Source organism: Pseudomonas sp. MUP55, assembly GCF_034043515.1.
Classification (GTDB): Bacteria; Pseudomonadota; Gammaproteobacteria; order Pseudomonadales; family Pseudomonadaceae; genus Aquipseudomonas.
This window is the reverse complement of sequence record NZ_CP138214.1, coordinates 1,535,593-1,554,335: the sequence shown is the minus strand read 5'-3', so window position 1 is coordinate 1,554,335 and position 18,743 is coordinate 1,535,593. Positions and strand designations below refer to the sequence as shown.

Here is an 18,743-nt window from a genome sequence, read left to right as displayed (position 1 = left end):
GGTCTCCTTACGCAGTCAATCCAAAGTGTTCGGTCACGGCGCGGCTGACCCAGGTACGGGCCTGGCCCAGGTAGTGAGCCGGGTCGAGCAGGCGGTCCAGTTCGGCCGACGACAACTCGGCGGTGATCTGCGGCTCATCCGCCAGCACGGCACGTAAGTGCCGCTGCTCGGCAACGGCGCGTTTGCAGCATTGCTCCAACAGGTGGTGCGCCGTCTCACGGCCCAGGCGCTGGGCCAGCACGATGCTGACGGCTTCGGCCAGCACCAGGCCCTGGGTCAGGTCGAGGTTGCGGGCCATGCGCTCGGCATCCACCTCCAAGCCTTCGCTGACCAGCAACGCCTGCTTCAGCGCGCCGGACACCAGTCGGCAGATCTCGGGCAAGGTTTCCCATTCGGCATGCCACAGCCCCAGGCTGCGTTCGTGCTCCTGGGGCATGGCGCTGAACAGCGTCGCCACGAGGCCAGGCACGCGGGTCGCAGCGCTGATCAGCACGGCGGCCCCCACCGGATTGCGCTTGTGGGGCATGGTCGACGAACCGCCCTTGCCCGGCGCCGAGGGCTCGAACACTTCCGCCGCTTCGGTCTGCATCAACAAGCTGATGTCGCGGCCCAGCTTGCCGAGGCTGCCGGCGATCAGGCCAAGCACGCTGGCCAGCTCCACCAGGCGATCACGCTGCGTGTGCCAGGGCTGATCGGGCAAGGCCAAGTGCAACTCTGCGGCCAAGGCTTGCGCCACCGGCATGGCCTGCTCCCCCAGCGCGGCCAGGGTGCCCGACGCACCGCCAAACTGCAGCACCAGCAAACGCGGTTTCAATTCCACCAGCCGCTGGCGACTGCGCGTCACCGCGCCCAGCCAGCCGGCGATTTTCATGCCCAGGGTGACGGGCGTGGCGTGCTGCAGCCAGGTGCGGCCCGCCAAGGGGGTTGACGCATGCCGCTGCGCCTGGGCGGCCAATACGTCGCCCAGGCGCGCCAGGTCCGCCTCGATCAACGCCAGCGCGCTGCGCAGCTGCAACACCAGGCCGGTGTCCATCACATCCTGGCTGGTGGCGCCAAGGTGCACATAGCGCTCGGCCCCTGCATCTTCAGCGGCAATCAACTTGCCCAGTGCCTTGACCAGTGGGATGGCAGAGTTACCCGCCGTGGCAATCGCGCCGCTGAGCGCATCCACGTCATACAACGAGGCCAGGCAGGCCTGGGCAATCGGGGCCACGGCGGCCTGGGGGATCAACCCGACCTGGGCCTCGGCGCGGGCCAGCGCGGCCTCGAAATCCAGCATGCCCTGCAAGCGGCCCTGGTCACAGAACACTTCGGCCATGCTGTCAGCGGTGAAGTAAGCGTCGAACAGTTGGTTGCTCGTGCGCAGTGTCATAACTCATCCCTTACAAATCATGGTGCAAGTAAGCGGCCTGCTTGGGCAGGCGCAAGCTGAACAGGAACGCCACCGCCATCATCGCGGTGACATACCAGTAGAAACTGTTTTCCATGCCGATGGACTTCAGTCCCAACGCGACCACTTCCGCCGAACCGCCGAACACCGCGTTGGCCACCGCATAGGCCAGGCCTACGCCCAGGGCACGCACCTGAGGCGGGAACATCTCCGCTTTGACCAGGCCGCTGATGGAGGTATAGAAGCTGACGATTGCCAGGGCCAGGGTGATCAAGACAAAGGCCAGGAACGGGCTGGTGACGGTTTTCAGGGTCAGCAGGATGGGCACCGTGAACAGCGTGCCCAGGCCGGCGAACCAGAGCATGGAATTGCGCCGGCCGATCTTGTCGGCCAGCATGCCGAACAGCGGCTGCATGCACATGTAGAGAAACAGCGCACCGGTCATGATGTAGCTGGAGGTCTTGGCGTGCATGCCCACGGTATTCACCAGGTACTTCTGCATGTAAGTGGTGAACGTATAGAAAATCAGCGAGCCGCCGGCGGTGTAGCCCAGCACTGTAATGAACGCTTTGCCGTGGTCACGGAACAGCGCGACGATGCTGCCGGCGTCCTTGTCTTCGCGCATTTCCTTGCTGGTGGTTTCCTTGAGGGTGCGTCGCAGCAGCAACGAGATCACCGCCGCAATGGCGCCGATCACGAACGGAATCCGCCAGCCCCAGGCGCGCAATTCTTCCTCGGTGAGGATCTGTTGCAGGATCACCACCACCAACACCGCCAGCAATTGCCCGCCGATCAGGGTCACGTACTGGAACGAGGCGAAGAAACCGCGCTGGCCCTTGAGCGCCACTTCGCTCATGTAGGTGGCGGTGGTGCCGTATTCGCCACCCACCGACAAACCCTGGAACAGTCGCGCCACCAACAGCAGCGCCGGCGCCCAGGCACCGATCGTGTTGTAGGTGGGCAGGAAGGCGATGACCAGGGAACCGGCGCACATCATCAGCACCGAGATCATCATTGAATTCTTGCGGCCATGCTTGTCGGCCACCCGGCCAAACAGCCAGCCGCCGATAGGACGCATCAGGAACCCGGCAGCGAACACGCCAGCGGTATTGAGCAACTGCACGGTGGGGTCATCCGACGGAAAAAACGCCGGGGCAAAATAGATGGCGCAGAAGGCATAGACGTAGAAGTCGAACCATTCGACCAGGTTGCCGGAGGAAGCACCGACAATCGCAAAAATCCGTTTGCTGCGTTCTTCTCCGGTGTAGTGACTCGTTGTTGTTGTCATGTTTTTTCACTCAATGGGAACGGTTATAGCCTAGACATACTTTGCAACAACCATGTTCCGCAAGCAGACTTTTGGATCTGTGTCGTCTGAAAAGGCCCTATCGGGGGCAAGCCCCCTCCCACACTTGATCGGGTTCACCTAGATCCAATGTGGGAGGGGGCTTGCCCCCGATGAGGCCCTACAGCCAACTCAATAATCGAAAAACACCGTTTCCCTGTCTGTCCCCTGCAAAACCACATCCCACTGATAAACCCCTGCCCCATCCTGCCTGGCAATCAGCGTACCGCGACGTTCGGCCGGCACACACGCCAGCAACGCGTCATCTGCATTCAGCGCTTCACCGTCAAAATAAATTCGCGTCAGCAAGTGCTTGACCAACCCACGGGCAAACACCAGCACCACCAGGTGCGGCGCCTGGGTCGTGCCTTTAAGCCCCGGCACGCTGCCCGGCTTGATCGTGGTAAAGCGGAAACGCCCTTCGGCATCCACCGGCACGCGGCCAAAGCCTTCGAAATTGGGATCTACCGGTTTGTCCTGCTCGTCTTCCGGGTGGTCGTACTTGCCGGCGGCGTTCGCCTGCCAGACTTCGAGCATGGCGTCGTTGACCACATCACCGTTGCCGTCCACCACTTGCCCAGTGATCGCCACGCGTTCGCCGAGGGTGGCGGCGACGGTCAGGTCTTCGCGGTTCAGCCAGGTCAGGCCGATGTGGTAATACGGCCCGACGGTGTGGGACGTGGTTGCGTAAAGGCTCATCTCATTTCTCCATCGGCGTGGCGTCGCGGCCGCGCAGGACGATGTCCCAGCGGTAGCCGAGGGCATAGGAAGGAATGGTTTTTTCCAGGTCGAAGCTGGCGATCAGGCGTTGCTTGGCGCGGGTGTCCGGCACGCAGTTGTAGATCGGGTCGTATTCGAGCAGCGGGTCGCCGGGGAAGTACATTTGCGTGACCAGGCGCGTCAGCACGCTCGGGCCGAACAGCGAAAAGTGGATATGCGCCGGGCGCCAGGCGTTGTGATGGTTGCCCCACGGGTAGGCGCCGGGCTTGATGGTCTGGAACTGGTACCAGCCTTCTGCGTCGGTGACGGTGCGCCCGGTGCCGGTGAAGTTCGGGTCCAGCGGCGCGTCGTGCAGGTCGCGCTTGTGGTTGTAGCGACCGGCGGCGTTGGCTTGCCAGATTTCCACCAGGATGCCGGGCACCGGCAGGCCGTTTTCATCCAGTACGCGCCCGTGAATGATGATGCGTTCGCCCTGGGGCTCGCCTTCATGCTGGGCGGTGAGGTCATTGTCCTTGGCGTTGAGCCGCTCGGCACCGATGGTCGGGCCGGTGATTTCCGACAAGGAATGAGGCAGGAACACCAACGGCTGGGACGGCGAGCGCAAGTTCGTCGACTGGTAGGCCGGGTGCAGGTAATCAGGTTGAGTGCCCGCTTGCGGGCGCCGGTAACCGGGCTTGTCACTCATGAAACAGTCCTCTTTTATCAGATGCGTTCAATGGCCAGGGCCAAGCCTTGGCCGACGCCCACACACATGGTCGCCAGGCCTTTGCGCCCGCCGGTTTTTTCCAGCTGATGCAGGGCGGTCAGTACCAGCCGCGCGCCGCTCATGCCCAGGGGGTGGCCCAGGGCGATGGCGCCGCCGTTGGGGTTGACCTGGGGCGCATCGTCGGCCAGGCCCAGTTCGCGCAGCACCGCCAGGCCTTGGCTGGCGAACGCTTCGTTGAGTTCGATCACGTCGAAATCAGTGACCGCCAGCCCCAGCCGTTCCACCAGCTTGCGTACTGCCGGCACCGGGCCGATGCCCATCACACGCGGGGCGACACCGGCGCTGGCCATGCCCAATACCCGCGCGCGCGCGGTAAGGCCGTGTTGCTTCACGGCTTCGCCAGAAGCGAGGATCAGCGCGGCAGCGCCATCGTTGACGCCCGAGGCGTTGCCGGCGGTAACGGTCTTGTCCGGGCCGTTGACCGGTTTGAGTTTGGTCAGCGCTTCCAGGCTGGTGTCCCGGGGATGCTCGTCGTGCTCCACCAGGGTTTCGCCTTTTTTATGCGCGACCCGCACCGGCACGATCTCTTCGGCAAAGAAGCCGGCAGCCTGGGCGGCGGCGGTCCGCTGCTGGCTGCGCAGGGCGAACGCGTCCTGATCGGCGCGGGAGATGGCGTAGTCGTCGGCGACGTTATCGGCGGTCTGCGGCATCGCATCCACGCCGTATTGGGCTTTCATCAACGGGTTGATAAAGCGCCAGCCGATGGTGGTGTCTTCGAGCTTCATGTTGCGCGAAAACGCGGCATCGGCCTTGCCCATCACGAACGGCGCACGGGACATCGACTCGACGCCACCGGCAATCGCCAGCTCCATTTCGCCGCTGGCAATTGCGCGGAAGGCCGTGCCGATGGCGTCCATGCCCGAGGCGCAAAGGCGGTTGAGGGTCACGCCGGGAACGCTCTGCGGCAGGCCCGCCAGCAGCAGCGCCATGCGCGCCACGTTGCGGTTGTCTTCGCCGGCCTGGTTGGCGCAGCCGAGGAACACTTCATCAACCGCGGTCCAATCCACCGTCGGGTTGCGCTCCATCAGTGCCTTGATCGGCAACGCGGCGAGGTCATCGGCGCGCACCGTGGACAGGCCACCGCCGAAACGGCCGATGGGCGTTCGAATGGCATCACAGATAAAGACATCGCGCATCAGGCTTCTCCGGGTGCTTGGCCGTGGGCGGCTGCGGTGCGTGCCTCAAGGTCACGCAGGGCGCTCAGCTCAACCTCGGTCGGTTCGGCGGTGACTTCGACCTGGTCGGCAAAACGGATTGCCCAACCGGTCGCCGCTATTACCTGCTCACGGGTCACGCCGGGGTGCAACGCAGTGACCACGAACTCATGGGTGCCCTGCTCCGGCTCCATGATGCACAGGTCGGTGATGATGCCGACGGGACCCGCGCCCGGCAGGCCCAGGCGCTTACGCGAATCGCCGCCTTCGCCGTGGCCAACCGAGGTGATGAAGTCCAGCTTGTCGACAAACGAACGGGACGACTGTTTAAGGATGATCAACACGCTCTTGGCGGAACCTGCGATCTCCGGCGCGCCGCCGGCACCCGGCAAACGTACCTTGGGCTGGTGATAGTCGCCGACCACGGTGGTGTTGATGTTGCCGAAGCGGTCAACCTGAGCCGCGCCGAGAAAGCCGACATCAATGCGCCCGCCTTGCAGCCAGTAGCGGAAGATTTCACCGGTGGGCACCACGGTGTCGGCGGTTTCCGCCAGCTCACCGTCACCGATGGACAGCGGCAGCACCGATGGCTTGGCGCCAATCGGACCGGACTCGTAGATCAGCACCACGTCAGGCGATGAGGTCAGGCGCGCCAGGTTGGCCGCCTTGGACGGCAGGCCGATGCCGACGAAGCACACCGAGCCATTCTTGAGGCGGCGCGCAGCGGCGACGGTCATCATTTCATTGGTGGAGTAAGCCATTACTTGGCCTCCTGCTGGGTGGCCAGCTTGACCTGGAATTCACGGAAGTCGGCGGTGCCATGGATGTACTCGTCGATCCAGGCGGTAAACGTCTCACGGTCGCGGGCGATTGGGTCCCACGCCTGGTAGAAGCGGTTGTCACGTTCGTTATAGCCGTGGGCGTAGGACGGATGCGCGCCACCCGGCACATGGCACACCGCAGTCAAGGCCCAGGTGGGCAGCACGCAGCTGTTCATGGGCGCATTCAGGTCATCGACGATTTCCTCGACGGTGACGATGCAGCGCTGGGCCGCCAGGGCCGCTTCCTTCTGCACCCCGAGAATGCCCCAGAGCAGCACGTTGCCCTTGCGGTCGGCCTTCTGCGCATGGATCACCGTGACATCCGGACGTACCGACGGCACCGCCGCCAGCACCTCGCCCGTGAACGGGCAGGTGACGGTCTTGATCAGCGGGTTGACCTTGGGCAAGTCGGAACCGGCATAGGCACGCAGCACCGCAAACGGCAGGCCGGAGGCGCCGGCGACGTAGGCATTGGCCAAGTCGGCATGGCTGTGTTCCTCGATCTCAAGCGGCTGCGGCCACTGTTTTTCCACGGCGTCGCGCAGGCGATGCAGGGAGCCCACGCCAGGGTTGCCGCCCCAGGAAAAAATCAACTTGCGCGCACAGCCGGCACCGATCAACTGGTCGTAGATCAGGTCAGGCGTCATGCGCACCAGCGTCAGGTCTTTCTTGCCCTGACGAATGATTTCATGACCTGCGGCCGTAGGGATCAGGTGAGTGAAGCCTTCGAGGGCGACGGTATCGCCGTCGTTCACGAAGCGCTTGACCGCATCACGCAGGGTGAGAATTTCAGCCATGGGGTTGAGCTCCCGATGTTGATCGAAAAAGGCGCTGAGGTGGCGCCGAAGTGCTTGAAGGTTAAGCCGGGGACATGGGCCGAACAATCCGATAATCGACTCAGCGTTCGATTATCGAACGGATTGTTGGCGAGCTAATTTCCTTAACGAAGACGATCCAATGTGGGAGGGGGCTTGCCCCCGATAGCGGTGGGTCAGTTGAATGATTTATGACTGATATACCGCCATCGGGGGCAAGCCCCCTCCCACATTTTTGGCCGTGCCAGGGATCAGGTGGCGTCGGCGTGGCTGACCATGCCCTTGATCACCACGGCAGCCGTGGCGAGTGCAGCCGGGATCACCAACGCGGTCAGCACTTGTTCAAAGTTCCAGCCCAGGCCCAGCAGGGTCGCGCCCATCCACGCCCCCAGGATGGCGCCGAAACGACCAATGCCGAGCATCCATGAAACGCCGGTGGCGCGGCCCTGGGTTGGGTAGAAGCGCGCGGCCAGGGAAGGCATCGCCGATTGCGCCCCGTTGACGCACATCCCGGCAATCAGCACCTGGGTCGCCAATACAGTGATGTTGCCCAGGCTCTGCCCAACCGCGTAGGCAAACACCCCGGCCAGCAGGTAGAAGGTGCCAATCACCTTGTGCGGGTTGAACCGGTCCATCGCCCAGCCCACGCCCACGGCGCTCAATACACCGCCAAACTGGAACAAGGCACCGATAAACGCGGCCTGCTCCATACTGGCGCCGCTGTCGCGCATCAGGGTCGGCAACCAGCTGGTGAGCAGGTAAACAATCACCAGGCCCATGAAGTAGGTGAGCCACAGCAACAGCGTGCCGGCGCTGTAGGTGCCGGAGAAAATCACCGCAAACACGTTGCGCGCCTTGACGGTCTTTTGCTCCGGCACGCTGAAGGCGGCGGCCTGGGCAACGATAGCGGGCTGGATCGGTGACAGGGTTTTGCGCACCTTGTCGGTACCACGGTTGCGCACCACCAGGTAACGCGCCGATTCCGGCAACCACACCAGCAGCACGACGGCCAGGATCAACGGCAGGATGCCACCGATCAGCAACAGGCTGTGCCAGCCGAAGGCCGGGATCAACTTGGCCGAGATAAACCCGCCACCGGCCATGCCCAGGTTGAAGCCGCAGAACATGCTGGTCACCAGCAACGACTTGTGGCGCTCGGGGGTGTATTCGGAAAGCAGCGTGGTGGCGTTGGGCATGCCGGCACCCAGGCCCAGGCCGGTCAGGAAACGCAACACCAGCAGTTGGTCGACATTGCTGCTGTACGCCGACGCCAGGCTGAAGCCACCAAACACCAGCACCGCGCCCACCAGCACGCCTTTGCGCCCGAAGCGGTCGGCCAGCGGGCCGGAACCCAGCGCGCCAAACACCATGCCGATCAACGCGGCGCTCATCACCGGGCCGAGGCTGGCGCGGTCGATACCCCAATCCTGGGACAACGCAGGCGCGATAAAGCCCATGGCGGCGGTGTCGAGGCCGTCGAGAAAAACAATCAGGAAGCACAGAATCACCACACGCCATTGGTAACGTGACAAGGGCTGGGCATTGATGAAGGACTGAACGTCCAGGGTGGTACCGACAGATGGCTGATTCATTATTTTTATTCCACACCGATGGCGGGCGGTCGACCGGGGGGTCACCATTATTATTGGAGCGCGCTCTGCAGCGCTGCCGCACAGTAATAAGCCAGGGGAAACAGCGTCAATTGATCACGCCGGGATCTGTGCGGTCACCGAACACTTAGGCAAACAGCTGCGTACTCAGCTCGCGACTGGCGCTGAGCATGCTCGGCAGGAAACGCTGCTCCAACTCGCTGCGGCTGACCCGTCCGGCGTGGGTGCTGACATTGAGTGCAGCCAGCACCTGGCCGGACGCGTCGTAAACCGGTACGGCGATTGACCGCAGGCCCTGCTCCAATTCCTGGTCAACAATGCACCAACCCTGCTGACGCACTTGCTGCAAGCATTCGAACAAGGCTTCAGGCGTGGTCAAGGTACGACTGGTCTTGGTTTGCAGATCGGCATGATCCAGATAGTCCTGCAACGAGGCATCGTCGAGAGCGGCAAGCAGAATGCGGCCCATGGAGGTGCAGTACGCCGGCAGGCGTCCTCCCACGGAAAGGTCCACGGAAATCAGGCGCTGCGTGGTGGCGGAGCGGGCGATATACAGGATGTCGTCACCTTCAAGGGTCGCCATGTTGCAGGCTTCGTGAAGCTGTTCGCTCATGCGGTCCAAATAAGGCTGGGCCGACACGGCCAACGGCGTGGACGATAAATACGCATGGCCAAGCGTCAGCACCTTGGGCAGCAACGAATAGGTACGGCCGTCGGTAGTGGCGTAACCGAGCTTGATCAGGGTGTGCAGGCAACGGCGCACGGCAGCGCGCGGGATCTCGGTGCGATGGCTGATCTGGGCGATGGTCAGGTGACGCTTGCGCTCCTGAAACGCTTGCACCACGGCCAGGCCGCGGGCCAGGGAGGTCATGAAATCCGGATCGCCGGTGAATGCCTGGATGCGCTTGGCCGGTGAAGCCACAATCGGCGGCGCCACTGACGCGAAGGAGTTGCGCAATTGATCATTCATTTCAGGGATCCTTTTTCTTGTGTTCAACCACAGAAGGGTTGGCTGCTATTACAAGCTGCACCGGTGCAGATGTACAAGGCAGGGGCGGCAACATTGGGCGATTATCGGACGATCATTCGATTATCGCAATTTGCCGCCCTCCGGCCGGCTGCACAGGTATGCCAAGAAACACGCCGCTTAGGTAGATAGTTTCACCGACACTTAGGGTGTGATGTAACAAAACTCAAACATGAACTTGAAGCTTTTTTAACTTTATGCCGATAGCGTTATCCAGATGCGTCGCTATAATGCAGCCTGTACAGAGGTCAGCCCAATTTACCTATTGGGAGCAGAGCTCGCCCGGCGCCGCATTCAGAGCGCCGCGTCGATTAAAGTATCGAATTGAAACGCGATCCCGGGTGCTTACTTCAAACCTGGATAGGGAATCTGTTCAAGTTTGTACACCCCGAGGCTGCCTTTTGGCATGACGTCGTACCCTATTAAACTCAACTCAACATTAGGTAACACTGTGACGAAAGATGAACTGCGCGCGGAACTTGAGCGCCAGGAGCAACGTTACAAGGACGTTTACGGCGGGGAAGTCACCACCTACGCCGCCCAGCCTGAGCCGGAACGTAAGCCATGGCGCAAACGCGCCAGTGTGCTCGACCAGGCATTCGCCCAGGAAATTCAGAAGATCGAGCAGGAACTCAAAGCCGAGGAGCCCTGACCCCTCTTGAAGCCAGTCACCAGGTTTTGCTGCCTGCACCGGCCCACCACCGGCGCAGGTCAACGGATCCAGGCGGCCACTGGTCGGCGCCCTACAATCTCAAACGAAATTTCATACAAATGTTTCACATATGACTTTTTTGTGACGAAACCACGTCTTTTTGCGCCCCGACTATAGAAATCAAAGACTTGCCAAAGCCCCGAAAACCTTGGGATGCGCGTGTTTCAAGCAATTTTTTTCCAGGTAGATTCTTACCGATGAGCAGCTAATGCATCGATTACCGAGGTTTTCTGGCATAATCGCGCCCCCTTACGACCGGGTCAGAAAACCTTCATGATCGATTTATTCAGCGGACTGGATGCCTGGGTTCTAGTGAGCCTGTTGCTCGCCCTCGCCTTTGTCCTCGCCTTCGAGTTCATCAATGGCTTTCATGACACCGCTAACGCGGTGGCCACAGTCATCTATACCAAAGCCATGCCGCCGCACCTGGCCGTGTTTTTCTCCGGGGTGTTCAACTTCCTCGGCGTGTTGCTCGGGGGTGTGGGTGTCGCCTACGCCATCGTGCATTTGCTGCCGGTGGAGTTGCTGATCAATGTGAACACCGGCCATGGTCTGGCGATGGTCTTCTCATTGCTGGCGGCGGCCATCACCTGGAACCTGGGCACCTGGTACTTCGGTATCCCCGCCTCCAGCTCCCACACCCTGATCGGTTCGATCCTCGGTGTAGGCCTGGCCAACGCCCTGATCAACGATATTCCCTTGGCGGACGGTGTGAACTGGCAGAAAGCGATCGATATCGGTGCGTCCCTGGTGTTCTCGCCGATGGCCGGTTTCCTGGTCGCAGCCCTGGTGCTGATCGGCCTGAAGTGGTGGCGTCCGCTGTCCAAGATGCACAAGACCCCGGACCAGCGCCGCAAGCTTGACGACAAGAAGCATCCACCGTTCTGGAACCGCCTGGTCCTGGTGATTTCCGCCATGGCCGTAAGCTTCGTGCACGGCTCCAACGATGGCCAGAAAGGCATCGGCCTGATCATGCTCGTGCTGATCGGTATCGTGCCGGCGCAGTTCGTTCTCGACCTGGGCAGCACCACCTACCAGATCGAGCGTACCCGCGATGCCACTGTGCATTTGAGCCAGTTCTACCAGCGTAACAACGCCACCCTTGGCGAGTTCCTGGCGCTGGGCAAAAGCGTGAAGGACGATCTGCCGGGCAAGTTCCAGTGCAACCCGCAGCAGACCGAGCCGACCATCAACGCGCTTGTTGAAACGCTCAAAGGCGTTTCCGACTACCACTCTTTGAGCGCTGACCATCGTATTGAAGTGCGTCGCTACCTGCTCTGCCTGGACGACACCGCGAAGAAAGTCGGCAAGCTGCCTGGCCTGGATGCGCGTGAGAAGTCAGACCTGGACAAGCTGCGCAAAGACCTCACCGCTACCACCGAGTACGCGCCGTTCTGGGTGATTCTTGCGGTCGCACTGGCCCTGGGCCTGGGCACCATGGTGGGCTGGAAGCGCGTGGTTCTGACCATCGGTGAGAAGATCGGCAAGCAAGGCATGACCTATGCCCAAGGCATGTCGGCCCAGATCACCACCGCTACCATGATCGGCTTTGCCAATATCTTCGCCCTGCCGGTGTCTACCACCCATGTGCTGTCTTCTGGCGTGGCCGGTACCATGGTCGCCAACAAAAGCGGCCTGCAAGGCGGTACGGTCAAGACCATCCTGATGGCCTGGGTGCTGACCCTGCCGGCAACCGTAGCCCTCTCGGCCGGGTTGTTCTGGCTGGCGTCCAAGGCGCTGGGCAGCTGATAGCTGCCAATAACGAAAAAGGTGCGATCCGCGAGGACCGCACCTTTTTTTTGCCTGGAACCTCTGGGCATGAAACATAGGTTGGTTAAATCACGGCCAAAAAAAAAGGCGACCGAAGTCGCCCAAAATGCCTTGCGTGCCCTGTAACCCGGAAAAACTTAAGGTTTTTTACGCTTGTGGGCGTCTTTCCAGATAAAAATTCCAAACCCTGCAAAAAACACCACCATGAGGCTGACGGTCAGCACTCCGGCAAATACCACATTATCGATAAACATGACCGGCCTCCTGCACTTGCCCTGTTGCGATAGGGCTAAGTTAATGGAGAAGGCGGATTGAAAAATTGACGGGGATCAATGTCGCCCACGACGGGGCGTAAAGAAGGGCAATAACTGACCTGCATCAACTGAAGCAAGTTGCTTCAACGTTTTTTGGGCTTGTTCTTGGTTTTCTTCTTGGGCTTACCCAAGGGCATCGCCTGCTCAAAGGCCTGGCGCACTTCATTCAGGCGTTTGTCATTGAGGTCATGCACACGCTTGGCGCGTTCGGCATTCAGGTCGATCAGCTTGTCATCATCACTCATGGCGTGGCTTACGTTATGGCGGGAGTGCCCAATAATGCGGTCTCCTGCGCTCGGCGGCAAATCAGCGGGCGACAAAAAACACGCGATCAAACCTCGATGTCCACCCACAGGCCTTGGCGCGGCGCGTCTTCAATCAGCGGTGCCACGGGGACGGTGTTGTCGGCGTTGAGCAGGTCGCCGGGGATCGGCAGGTGCTGATCAGGATCATTGTCGGCTTCACGCCGGCGTTTTTGCTGTTCCTGCTGGCGGCGCTGCTCCTCGCGCAGCAGAAAGCTCGATTGCTCGGCATCGCCTTTCTTAAGGTCGATGGTGCTCTCGCTGGAGCCCGGTTGAACCGGCACCACGGGCGGAATATCCGGCTTCTGGCGCACCGGATCGAGTTGCGACGTGACCGGCACAACGCTGACGGGCAGCATGGGTGGCAACATAATCTTAATTCTCCTGGTCTACAGGCTGTCGGCGCCCCCCTGGGCGACTTGAACACTTGCTCGTCAAGCTGTGACCCAGTCGACACTTGTGAGTGCCCGCCACCCGTCGATTCGGCGTGTGGGCCCCTGCGCAGCAGAGTACTTTTTGTCAGGGTACTTTTGTCAGAGTCCTTGGGCGTGGGGCCTTGTTCCGTTAAGATAGTCGGCTTTTTCACGGCGGGAGTCAGGCAGCATGGCGCAGCAGTATCAACCGGGGCAACGCTGGATTAGTGACAGCGAAGCAGAGCTGGGGTTAGGCACCGTTCTGGCACAGGACGGCCGCTTGTTGACCGTGCTCTATCCGGCCACTGGCGATACTCGCCAGTATGCGCTACGGAATGCGCCCCTCACCCGCGTGAGGTTTTCGCCGGGCGACAGCATCACTCATTTCGAAGGTTGGAAAATGACCGTACAGGAAGTCGACGACGTCGATGGCCTGCTGGTCTACCACGGCCTCAACGGGCAGAACGAGCAGGTCACCCTGCCGGAAACCCAACTGTCGAACTTCATCCAGTTCCGCCTCGCCAGCGACCGCCTGTTCGCCGGGCAAATCGACCCGCTGGCCTGGTTCTCGCTGCGCTACCACACCCTGGAACACACCAGCCGCCAACTGCAGTCCTCGCTGTGGGGCCTGGGCGGCGTGCGTGCGCAACCGATCGCCCACCAACTGCACATCGCCCGTGAAGTCGCTGACCGTATCGCGCCGCGGGTATTGCTGGCCGACGAAGTGGGCCTGGGCAAAACCATCGAAGCGGGCCTGGTGATCCATCGCCAACTGCTGTCGGGCCGCGCCAGCCGCGTGCTGATCCTGGTTCCGGAAAACCTGCAGCACCAGTGGCTGGTGGAGATGCGCCGCCGCTTCAACCTGCAGGTTGCGCTGTTCGACGAAGAGCGCTTTATCGAAAGCGATGCCACCAACCCGTTCGAAGACACTCAGCTGGCGCTGGTCGCCCTGGAATGGCTGGTGGATGACGAGAAGGCCCAGGACGCGCTGTTCGCCGCCGGTTGGGACCTGCTGGTGGTCGACGAAGCCCACCACCTGGTCTGGCACGAAGACAAGGCCAGCGCCGAGTACTCGCTGGTCGAGCAACTTGCCGAAGTGATTCCTGGCGTGCTGCTGCTCACCGCCACCCCGGAACAACTGGGCCAGGACAGCCACTTTGCGCGCCTGCGCCTGCTCGATCCGAACCGCTTCCACGACCTGCATGCCTTCCGCGCCGAGAGCGAGAACTACCGCCCGGTGGCCGAAGCCGTGCAGGAGCTGCTGGACAAGGGTCGCTTGTCGCCTGCCGCGCACAAGACCATCCAGGGTTTCCTCGGCAACGAAGGCGAAGCCTTGCTTACCGCCGTCAACGATGGCGACAGCGAAGCCAGCGCACGCCTGGTGCGCGAACTGCTCGACCGCCACGGCACCGGCCGTGTGCTGTTTCGCAACACCCGCGCCGCCGTGCAGGGTTTCCCCGAGCGTAAACTGCACGCTTACCCGCTGCCGAACCCGGACGAATACCTTGAATTGCCCCTGGGCGAGCATGCCGAGCTGTACCCGGAAGTCAGCTTCCAGTCGCAGCCGGACATCGAGGAAGACAATCGCTGGTGGCGCTTCGACCCGCGCGTCGAGTGGCTGATCGACCAGTTGAAAATGCTCAAGCGCACCAAGGTCCTGGTGATCTGCGCCCACGCCGAAACCGCCATGGACCTGGAAGACGCGCTGCGCGTGCGCTCCGGCATTCCGGCCACGGTGTTCCACGAGGGCATGAATATCCTCGAACGTGACCGCGCCGCCGCCTACTTTGCCGATGAAGAATTCGGCGCCCAGGTGCTGATCTGCTCCGAGATCGGCAGCGAAGGTCGCAACTTCCAGTTCTCTCACCACCTGGTGCTGTTCGACCTGCCGTCCCACCCGGACCTGCTGGAACAGCGGATCGGCCGTCTGGACCGGATCGGCCAGAAACACGTGATCGAACTGCACGTGCCGTACCTGGAAACCAGCCCGCAGGAGCGCCTGTTCCAGTGGTACCACGAAGCGCTGAACGCGTTCCTCAACACCTGCCCGACCGGTAACGCCTTGCAGCATCAGTTCGGCCCGCGCCTGCTGCCGCTGCTGGAAAACGCCGACGACGGCGAGTGGCAGGCCCTGATCGACGAAGCCCGTGCCGAACGCGAGCGTCTGGAACAGGAGCTGCACACCGGTCGCGACCGTTTGCTGGAGCTCAACTCCGGTGGCGCCGGTGAAGGCGATGCGCTGGTCGAGGACATCCTTGAGCAGGACGACCAGTTCGCCCTGCCGATCTATATGGAAACCCTGTTCGACGCGTTCGGCATCGACAGCGAAGACCATTCGGAAAATGCGCTGATCCTCAAGCCCAGCGAGAAAATGCTCGACGCCAGCTTCCCCCTGGGCGACGACGAAGGCGTGACCATCACCTACGACCGCAACCAGGCGCTGTCGCGTGAAGACATGCAGTTCATCACCTGGGAACACCCGATGGTGCAGGGCGGCATGGACCTGGTGCTGTCCGGCTCCATGGGCAATACCGCCGTGGCGCTGATCAAGAACAAGGCGCTCAAGCCAGGCACCGTATTGCTGGAGCTGCTGTACGTCAGCGAAGTGGTTGCTCCGCGCTCGCTGCAGTTGGGTCGTTACCTGCCACCGGCGGCCCTGCGCTGCCTGCTGGATGCCAACGGCAATGACCTGTCCGGCCGCGTGTCGTTCGTGACCCTGAACGACCAGTTGGAAAGCGTGCCACGGGCCAGCGCCAACAAGTTCGTGCAGGCCCAACGCGACCAATTGACGCCGCGCATCAATGCCGGCGAAGAGAAGATCGCCCCGCGCCACGCAGAGCGTGTGGCCGAAGCCAAGCGTCGCCTGGCGGCGGACACCGACGAAGAGCTGGCGCGTTTGACCGCGCTGCAAGCGGTCAACCCGACCGTACGCGACAGCGAGTTGGTCGCCCTGCGCAACCAGCGCGAGCAAGGCCTGGCCATGCTCGACAAGGCGGCGCTGCGACTGGAAGCGATTCGGGTGCTGGTCGCGGGTTGATCACTGCCTGCTGAAAAAGAGAGGCCCGCACACAATGCGGGCCTTTTTTATAAGCCTTCAGGGCCTCACCGGGGCGTAGGTATCTACACACTTCGCAGGCTACAGCCTCCAACGCTAACCACGATGCGAAACGAGCCGCTCTTGCTCTTGATCTGCTTTTGATCTTAGGCGCCCCGTTAAACCACGCTGGCCGAACGCAGGCTTGAATCCGTGGGTAACCCGGCAGGACGCCGGGTTAGCCGCCCCGCGCCATGGATGGCGCGTGGCGGCGGCCCACGGATTCAAGCCGGAGAGAGGGCACACCGAGCCTGGGCGAGGTGCCGAGTGGTGGGGCAAGAGCGTTTTGCTTAATTTTGCGCTTTTCAAAAGTGAGCCGCTGTAAAAGCGGAACCCATAGCAGCCGTTACCGCAGAAACGGATATGTACTCGGTCCAATCCAGCACCCTAGTCGGCCCAGAGGCCGCCATCGGGGGCAAGCCCCCTCCCACACTTAACTGTGTTCACAAATCAAAATGTGTGGGGAGCCGATAGCATCACCCCCAATCTCAAGCCGTCGCCACCGCCGCCGGCACCTCAACCGCACTCAGCCCCTCTTTCATGCGCCTGGCATCACGCACAAAACTGCGCGAAGCCTGGAACAGAAACAGCATGGTCAGGAACAACGCCACCGGAATCAGGTACATGGCGTCATGCAAACCGACGGCTTTATACGCCTCGGTCATCTGCTGCGCCCCCGCTGCGTACATCGCCGCATGCGCAAAATGGTCGGACAGCCCGCCCACCACAATCGGCCCCATCCCCCCGCCCAACAGATACAAGCCGGCAAAGAACAACGCCATCGCCGTGGCCCGCAGGCGCGGTTCAACCACGTCCTGAATCGCCGTGTACACGCAGGTATAGAAGTTATAGGCAAACAGCCAGCCAACGCTGAACAGCACGACGAACACGCCGATCTCGATGCGCCCGGCGTGCAATGCCCAGCCGGTGGTGACCGTGGAGATAATCAGGCTGCATGCCGCGAACAGCAGCCGGCCATTGGCGACGCGCTGGTGGATCTTGTCGGCAATCCAGCCACCCAGGGTCAGGCCCACAAGGCCCGTCACGCCGACGATGACACCGGTGGCCACCGCCGCATCCTGCAACGGCATCAGAAAGTAACGCTGCAGCATCGGCACCAGGAATGAGTTGCACGCATAGGTGGCAAAGTTGAAGCACAACCCGGCCAGCACCAGCCACAGGAAGGTAGGCACCGCCAGCACGCGGCGGATTGGACGGTCGACGCGCTCCTGGGGCACTTGCACCGTTTCCGCCGCGCCGCGCTTGGGCTCCTTGATGTAGAACATGAACACCGCGAGGATCAGCCCCGGCACGGCAGCGATAAAGAACGGCGCACGCCAGCTGTCGAAGGCCTTGACCATCCAACCGATGGTAAAGAATGCCAGCAACAGGCCCAACGGCAGGCCGAGCATGAAGATCCCCATTGCGCGCGCACGACGATGGGCGGGAAACAGATCACCGATCAACGAATTGGCGGCAGGGGCATAGCTGGCTTCGCCGATACCAATGCCCATGCGCACCAACAGAAAGCTCCAGAAACTGCCGGCCAGACCATTGAGCGCCGTCAGCCCGCTCCAGGCAAACAGTCCCCAGCCCATCAGTTTGCTGCGCGAGCCGGTGTCGGCCAGACGCCCCAGCGGCAGCCCGGCGATGGCATAAACGATGGTGAAAGAGGTGCCGATGATCCCCAGCTGGAAGTCGCTCAGGTGCCATTCCATGCGGATCGGCTCGATGATGATTGCCGGGATGGTACGGTCGAAGAAGTTGAACAGGTTGGCGAGGAACAGCAGGAACAGAATGCGCCAGGCATTCGCCGCTTGGGTCGAGTTCTGCATGGGTCCGTCTCTTTTATTGTTATGAGAGCTGCGATGCCCACTGCATCCTGCTCGGGTCTTTGCAACATAGGCGGGCTGGCAGCGCTTGTCTGTAATGATTCGTAAAGCTGATAGGGCGTGATTTCACCCGGTATTACGGGACTTTCCTGACGAAAATATATGTGTGCGCCCCTCTTCCCAACGGCCACGGCCCGGATAGAATGGCGAGCCTTCCCGCAGTTCCCCTCTTACCTATCCTTTATTGATGACGCCCATGTCCGAAGCCAGTCCGTGTCTGAATTGCGGTGCCTGCTGTTCATACTTTCGTGTGTCTTTCTTCTGGGGCGAGTGCGCCTCATCGGGCGGCACAGTGCCCGATGACCTCGTGGTACAGATCAACCCCACCCGCGTGGCAATGATCGGAACCGACCAGAAGCCGGCACGCTGCTGCAGCCTTGAGGGCGAAGTAGGCAAAGGCACACGTTGTTCGATTTATGAGCAGCGTTCGAGCCCCTGCCGCGAGTTCGATGCCTCCTGGAGCCTGGGCGTGCAGAACGTCGATTGCGATGCCGCCCGCGCCGCCTTCGGCCTGGAGCCCCTGGAACAACCGCCTTTTGAGCGGGAGTTGCCCATCAGCGCTTAGCATCAAACGCTATGGGCGGGATGCCAAAATAAT

17 protein-coding genes are annotated in these 18,743 nt (G+C 61.7%); 4 read left to right on the top strand and 13 right to left on the bottom strand.

Annotation, left to right across the window (positions count from 1 at the left end; all coding sequences use genetic code 11):
• Window positions 1-7: 7 nt before the first annotated feature.
• The 9 genes from SC318_RS06930 to pcaR all read right to left on the bottom strand — a co-directional run bounded on the left by SC318_RS06930 (window position 8) and on the right by pcaR (window position 9,591).
• Complete coding sequence (locus SC318_RS06930; protein ID WP_320430168.1) at window positions 8-1,372, bottom strand: 3-carboxy-cis,cis-muconate cycloisomerase; 1,365 nt, start codon at window positions 1,370-1,372, stop codon at window positions 8-10.
• 10 nt (window positions 1,373-1,382) lie between these two features.
• On the bottom strand, window positions 1,383-2,678 hold the full coding sequence (locus tag SC318_RS06925; RefSeq protein ID WP_320430167.1) for an MFS family transporter: 1,296 nt from the start codon (window positions 2,676-2,678) through the stop codon (window positions 1,383-1,385).
• 189 nt (window positions 2,679-2,867) lie between these two features.
• Window positions 2,868-3,434: a protocatechuate 3,4-dioxygenase subunit alpha gene (gene pcaG / locus SC318_RS06920; protein WP_320430166.1), complete on the bottom strand. Its 567-nt coding sequence runs from the start codon at window positions 3,432-3,434 to the stop codon at window positions 2,868-2,870.
• A 1-nt stretch (window position 3,435) separates the two neighbouring features.
• Complete coding sequence (gene pcaH, locus SC318_RS06915; protein WP_320430165.1) at window positions 3,436-4,140, bottom strand: protocatechuate 3,4-dioxygenase subunit beta; 705 nt, start codon at window positions 4,138-4,140, stop codon at window positions 3,436-3,438.
• Between the two features lie 17 nt (window positions 4,141-4,157).
• A complete protein-coding gene (gene pcaF / locus SC318_RS06910) occupies window positions 4,158-5,360 on the bottom strand; it encodes a 3-oxoadipyl-CoA thiolase (RefSeq protein ID WP_320431196.1) in 1,203 nt (400 codons plus the stop codon).
• The gene (locus tag SC318_RS06905) at window positions 5,357-6,136 is read right to left on the bottom strand and encodes a CoA-transferase subunit beta (RefSeq protein WP_320430164.1); all 780 of its coding nucleotides are present in this window, start codon (window positions 6,134-6,136) and stop codon (window positions 5,357-5,359) included. The genes pcaF and SC318_RS06905 overlap by 4 nt, the downstream gene beginning before the upstream one ends.
• On the bottom strand, window positions 6,136-6,993 hold the full coding sequence (locus SC318_RS06900; RefSeq protein WP_320430163.1) for a CoA transferase subunit A: 858 nt from the start codon (window positions 6,991-6,993) through the stop codon (window positions 6,136-6,138). Before SC318_RS06900 ends, SC318_RS06905 begins: the two co-directional genes overlap by 1 nt.
• Window positions 6,994-7,262: 269 nt before the next feature.
• Window positions 7,263-8,603: a 4-hydroxybenzoate transporter PcaK gene (locus SC318_RS06895; protein ID WP_320430162.1), complete on the bottom strand. Its 1,341-nt coding sequence runs from the start codon at window positions 8,601-8,603 to the stop codon at window positions 7,263-7,265.
• A 145-nt stretch (window positions 8,604-8,748) separates the two neighbouring features.
• Window positions 8,749-9,591: a pca regulon transcriptional regulator PcaR gene (gene pcaR, locus SC318_RS06890; RefSeq protein WP_124361666.1), complete on the bottom strand. Its 843-nt coding sequence runs from the start codon at window positions 9,589-9,591 to the stop codon at window positions 8,749-8,751.
• Window positions 9,592-10,099: 508 nt separating this feature from the next.
• Between pcaR and SC318_RS06885 the strand changes: the two genes are divergently transcribed.
• Together SC318_RS06885 and SC318_RS06880 are read left to right on the top strand one after the other, a co-directional pair.
• Window positions 10,100-10,300: a hypothetical protein gene (locus SC318_RS06885; protein ID WP_320430161.1), complete on the top strand. Its 201-nt coding sequence runs from the start codon at window positions 10,100-10,102 to the stop codon at window positions 10,298-10,300.
• A 333-nt stretch (window positions 10,301-10,633) separates the two neighbouring features.
• On the top strand, window positions 10,634-12,109 hold the full coding sequence (locus SC318_RS06880) for an inorganic phosphate transporter (protein ID WP_320430160.1): 1,476 nt from the start codon (window positions 10,634-10,636) through the stop codon (window positions 12,107-12,109).
• A gap of 158 nt (window positions 12,110-12,267) precedes the next feature.
• Here the strand turns inward: SC318_RS06880 and ccoM are convergent, their stop codons facing one another.
• From ccoM to SC318_RS06865, 3 genes are all read right to left on the bottom strand, one after another.
• On the bottom strand, window positions 12,268-12,384 hold the full coding sequence (gene ccoM, locus SC318_RS06875) for a cytochrome c oxidase subunit CcoM (protein WP_320430159.1): 117 nt from the start codon (window positions 12,382-12,384) through the stop codon (window positions 12,268-12,270).
• 143 nt (window positions 12,385-12,527) lie between these two features.
• Window positions 12,528-12,689 carry a hypothetical protein gene (locus SC318_RS06870; RefSeq protein WP_164485559.1) on the bottom strand — a complete coding sequence of 54 codons (162 nt, stop codon included), beginning with the start codon at window positions 12,687-12,689 and terminating at the stop codon, window positions 12,528-12,530.
• Between the two features lie 86 nt (window positions 12,690-12,775).
• Complete coding sequence (locus SC318_RS06865; protein ID WP_306491965.1) at window positions 12,776-13,117, bottom strand: aspartate-semialdehyde dehydrogenase; 342 nt, start codon at window positions 13,115-13,117, stop codon at window positions 12,776-12,778.
• 232 nt (window positions 13,118-13,349) lie between these two features.
• Between SC318_RS06865 and rapA the strand changes: the two genes are divergently transcribed.
• A complete protein-coding gene (rapA, locus tag SC318_RS06860) occupies window positions 13,350-16,196 on the top strand; it encodes an RNA polymerase-associated protein RapA (RefSeq protein WP_320430158.1) in 2,847 nt (948 codons plus the stop codon).
• 545 nt (window positions 16,197-16,741) lie between these two features.
• Here the strand turns inward: rapA and SC318_RS06855 are convergent.
• Window positions 16,742-18,088: a spinster family MFS transporter gene (locus SC318_RS06855; protein WP_320430157.1), complete on the bottom strand. Its 1,347-nt coding sequence runs from the start codon at window positions 18,086-18,088 to the stop codon at window positions 16,742-16,744.
• A 253-nt stretch (window positions 18,089-18,341) separates the two neighbouring features.
• Here SC318_RS06855 and SC318_RS06850 point away from each other — a divergent pair, with 253 nt between their 5' ends.
• Window positions 18,342-18,710: a YkgJ family cysteine cluster protein gene (locus SC318_RS06850; RefSeq protein ID WP_320430156.1), complete on the top strand. Its 369-nt coding sequence runs from the start codon at window positions 18,342-18,344 to the stop codon at window positions 18,708-18,710.
• The last annotated feature ends 33 nt before the right edge of the window (window positions 18,711-18,743 follow it).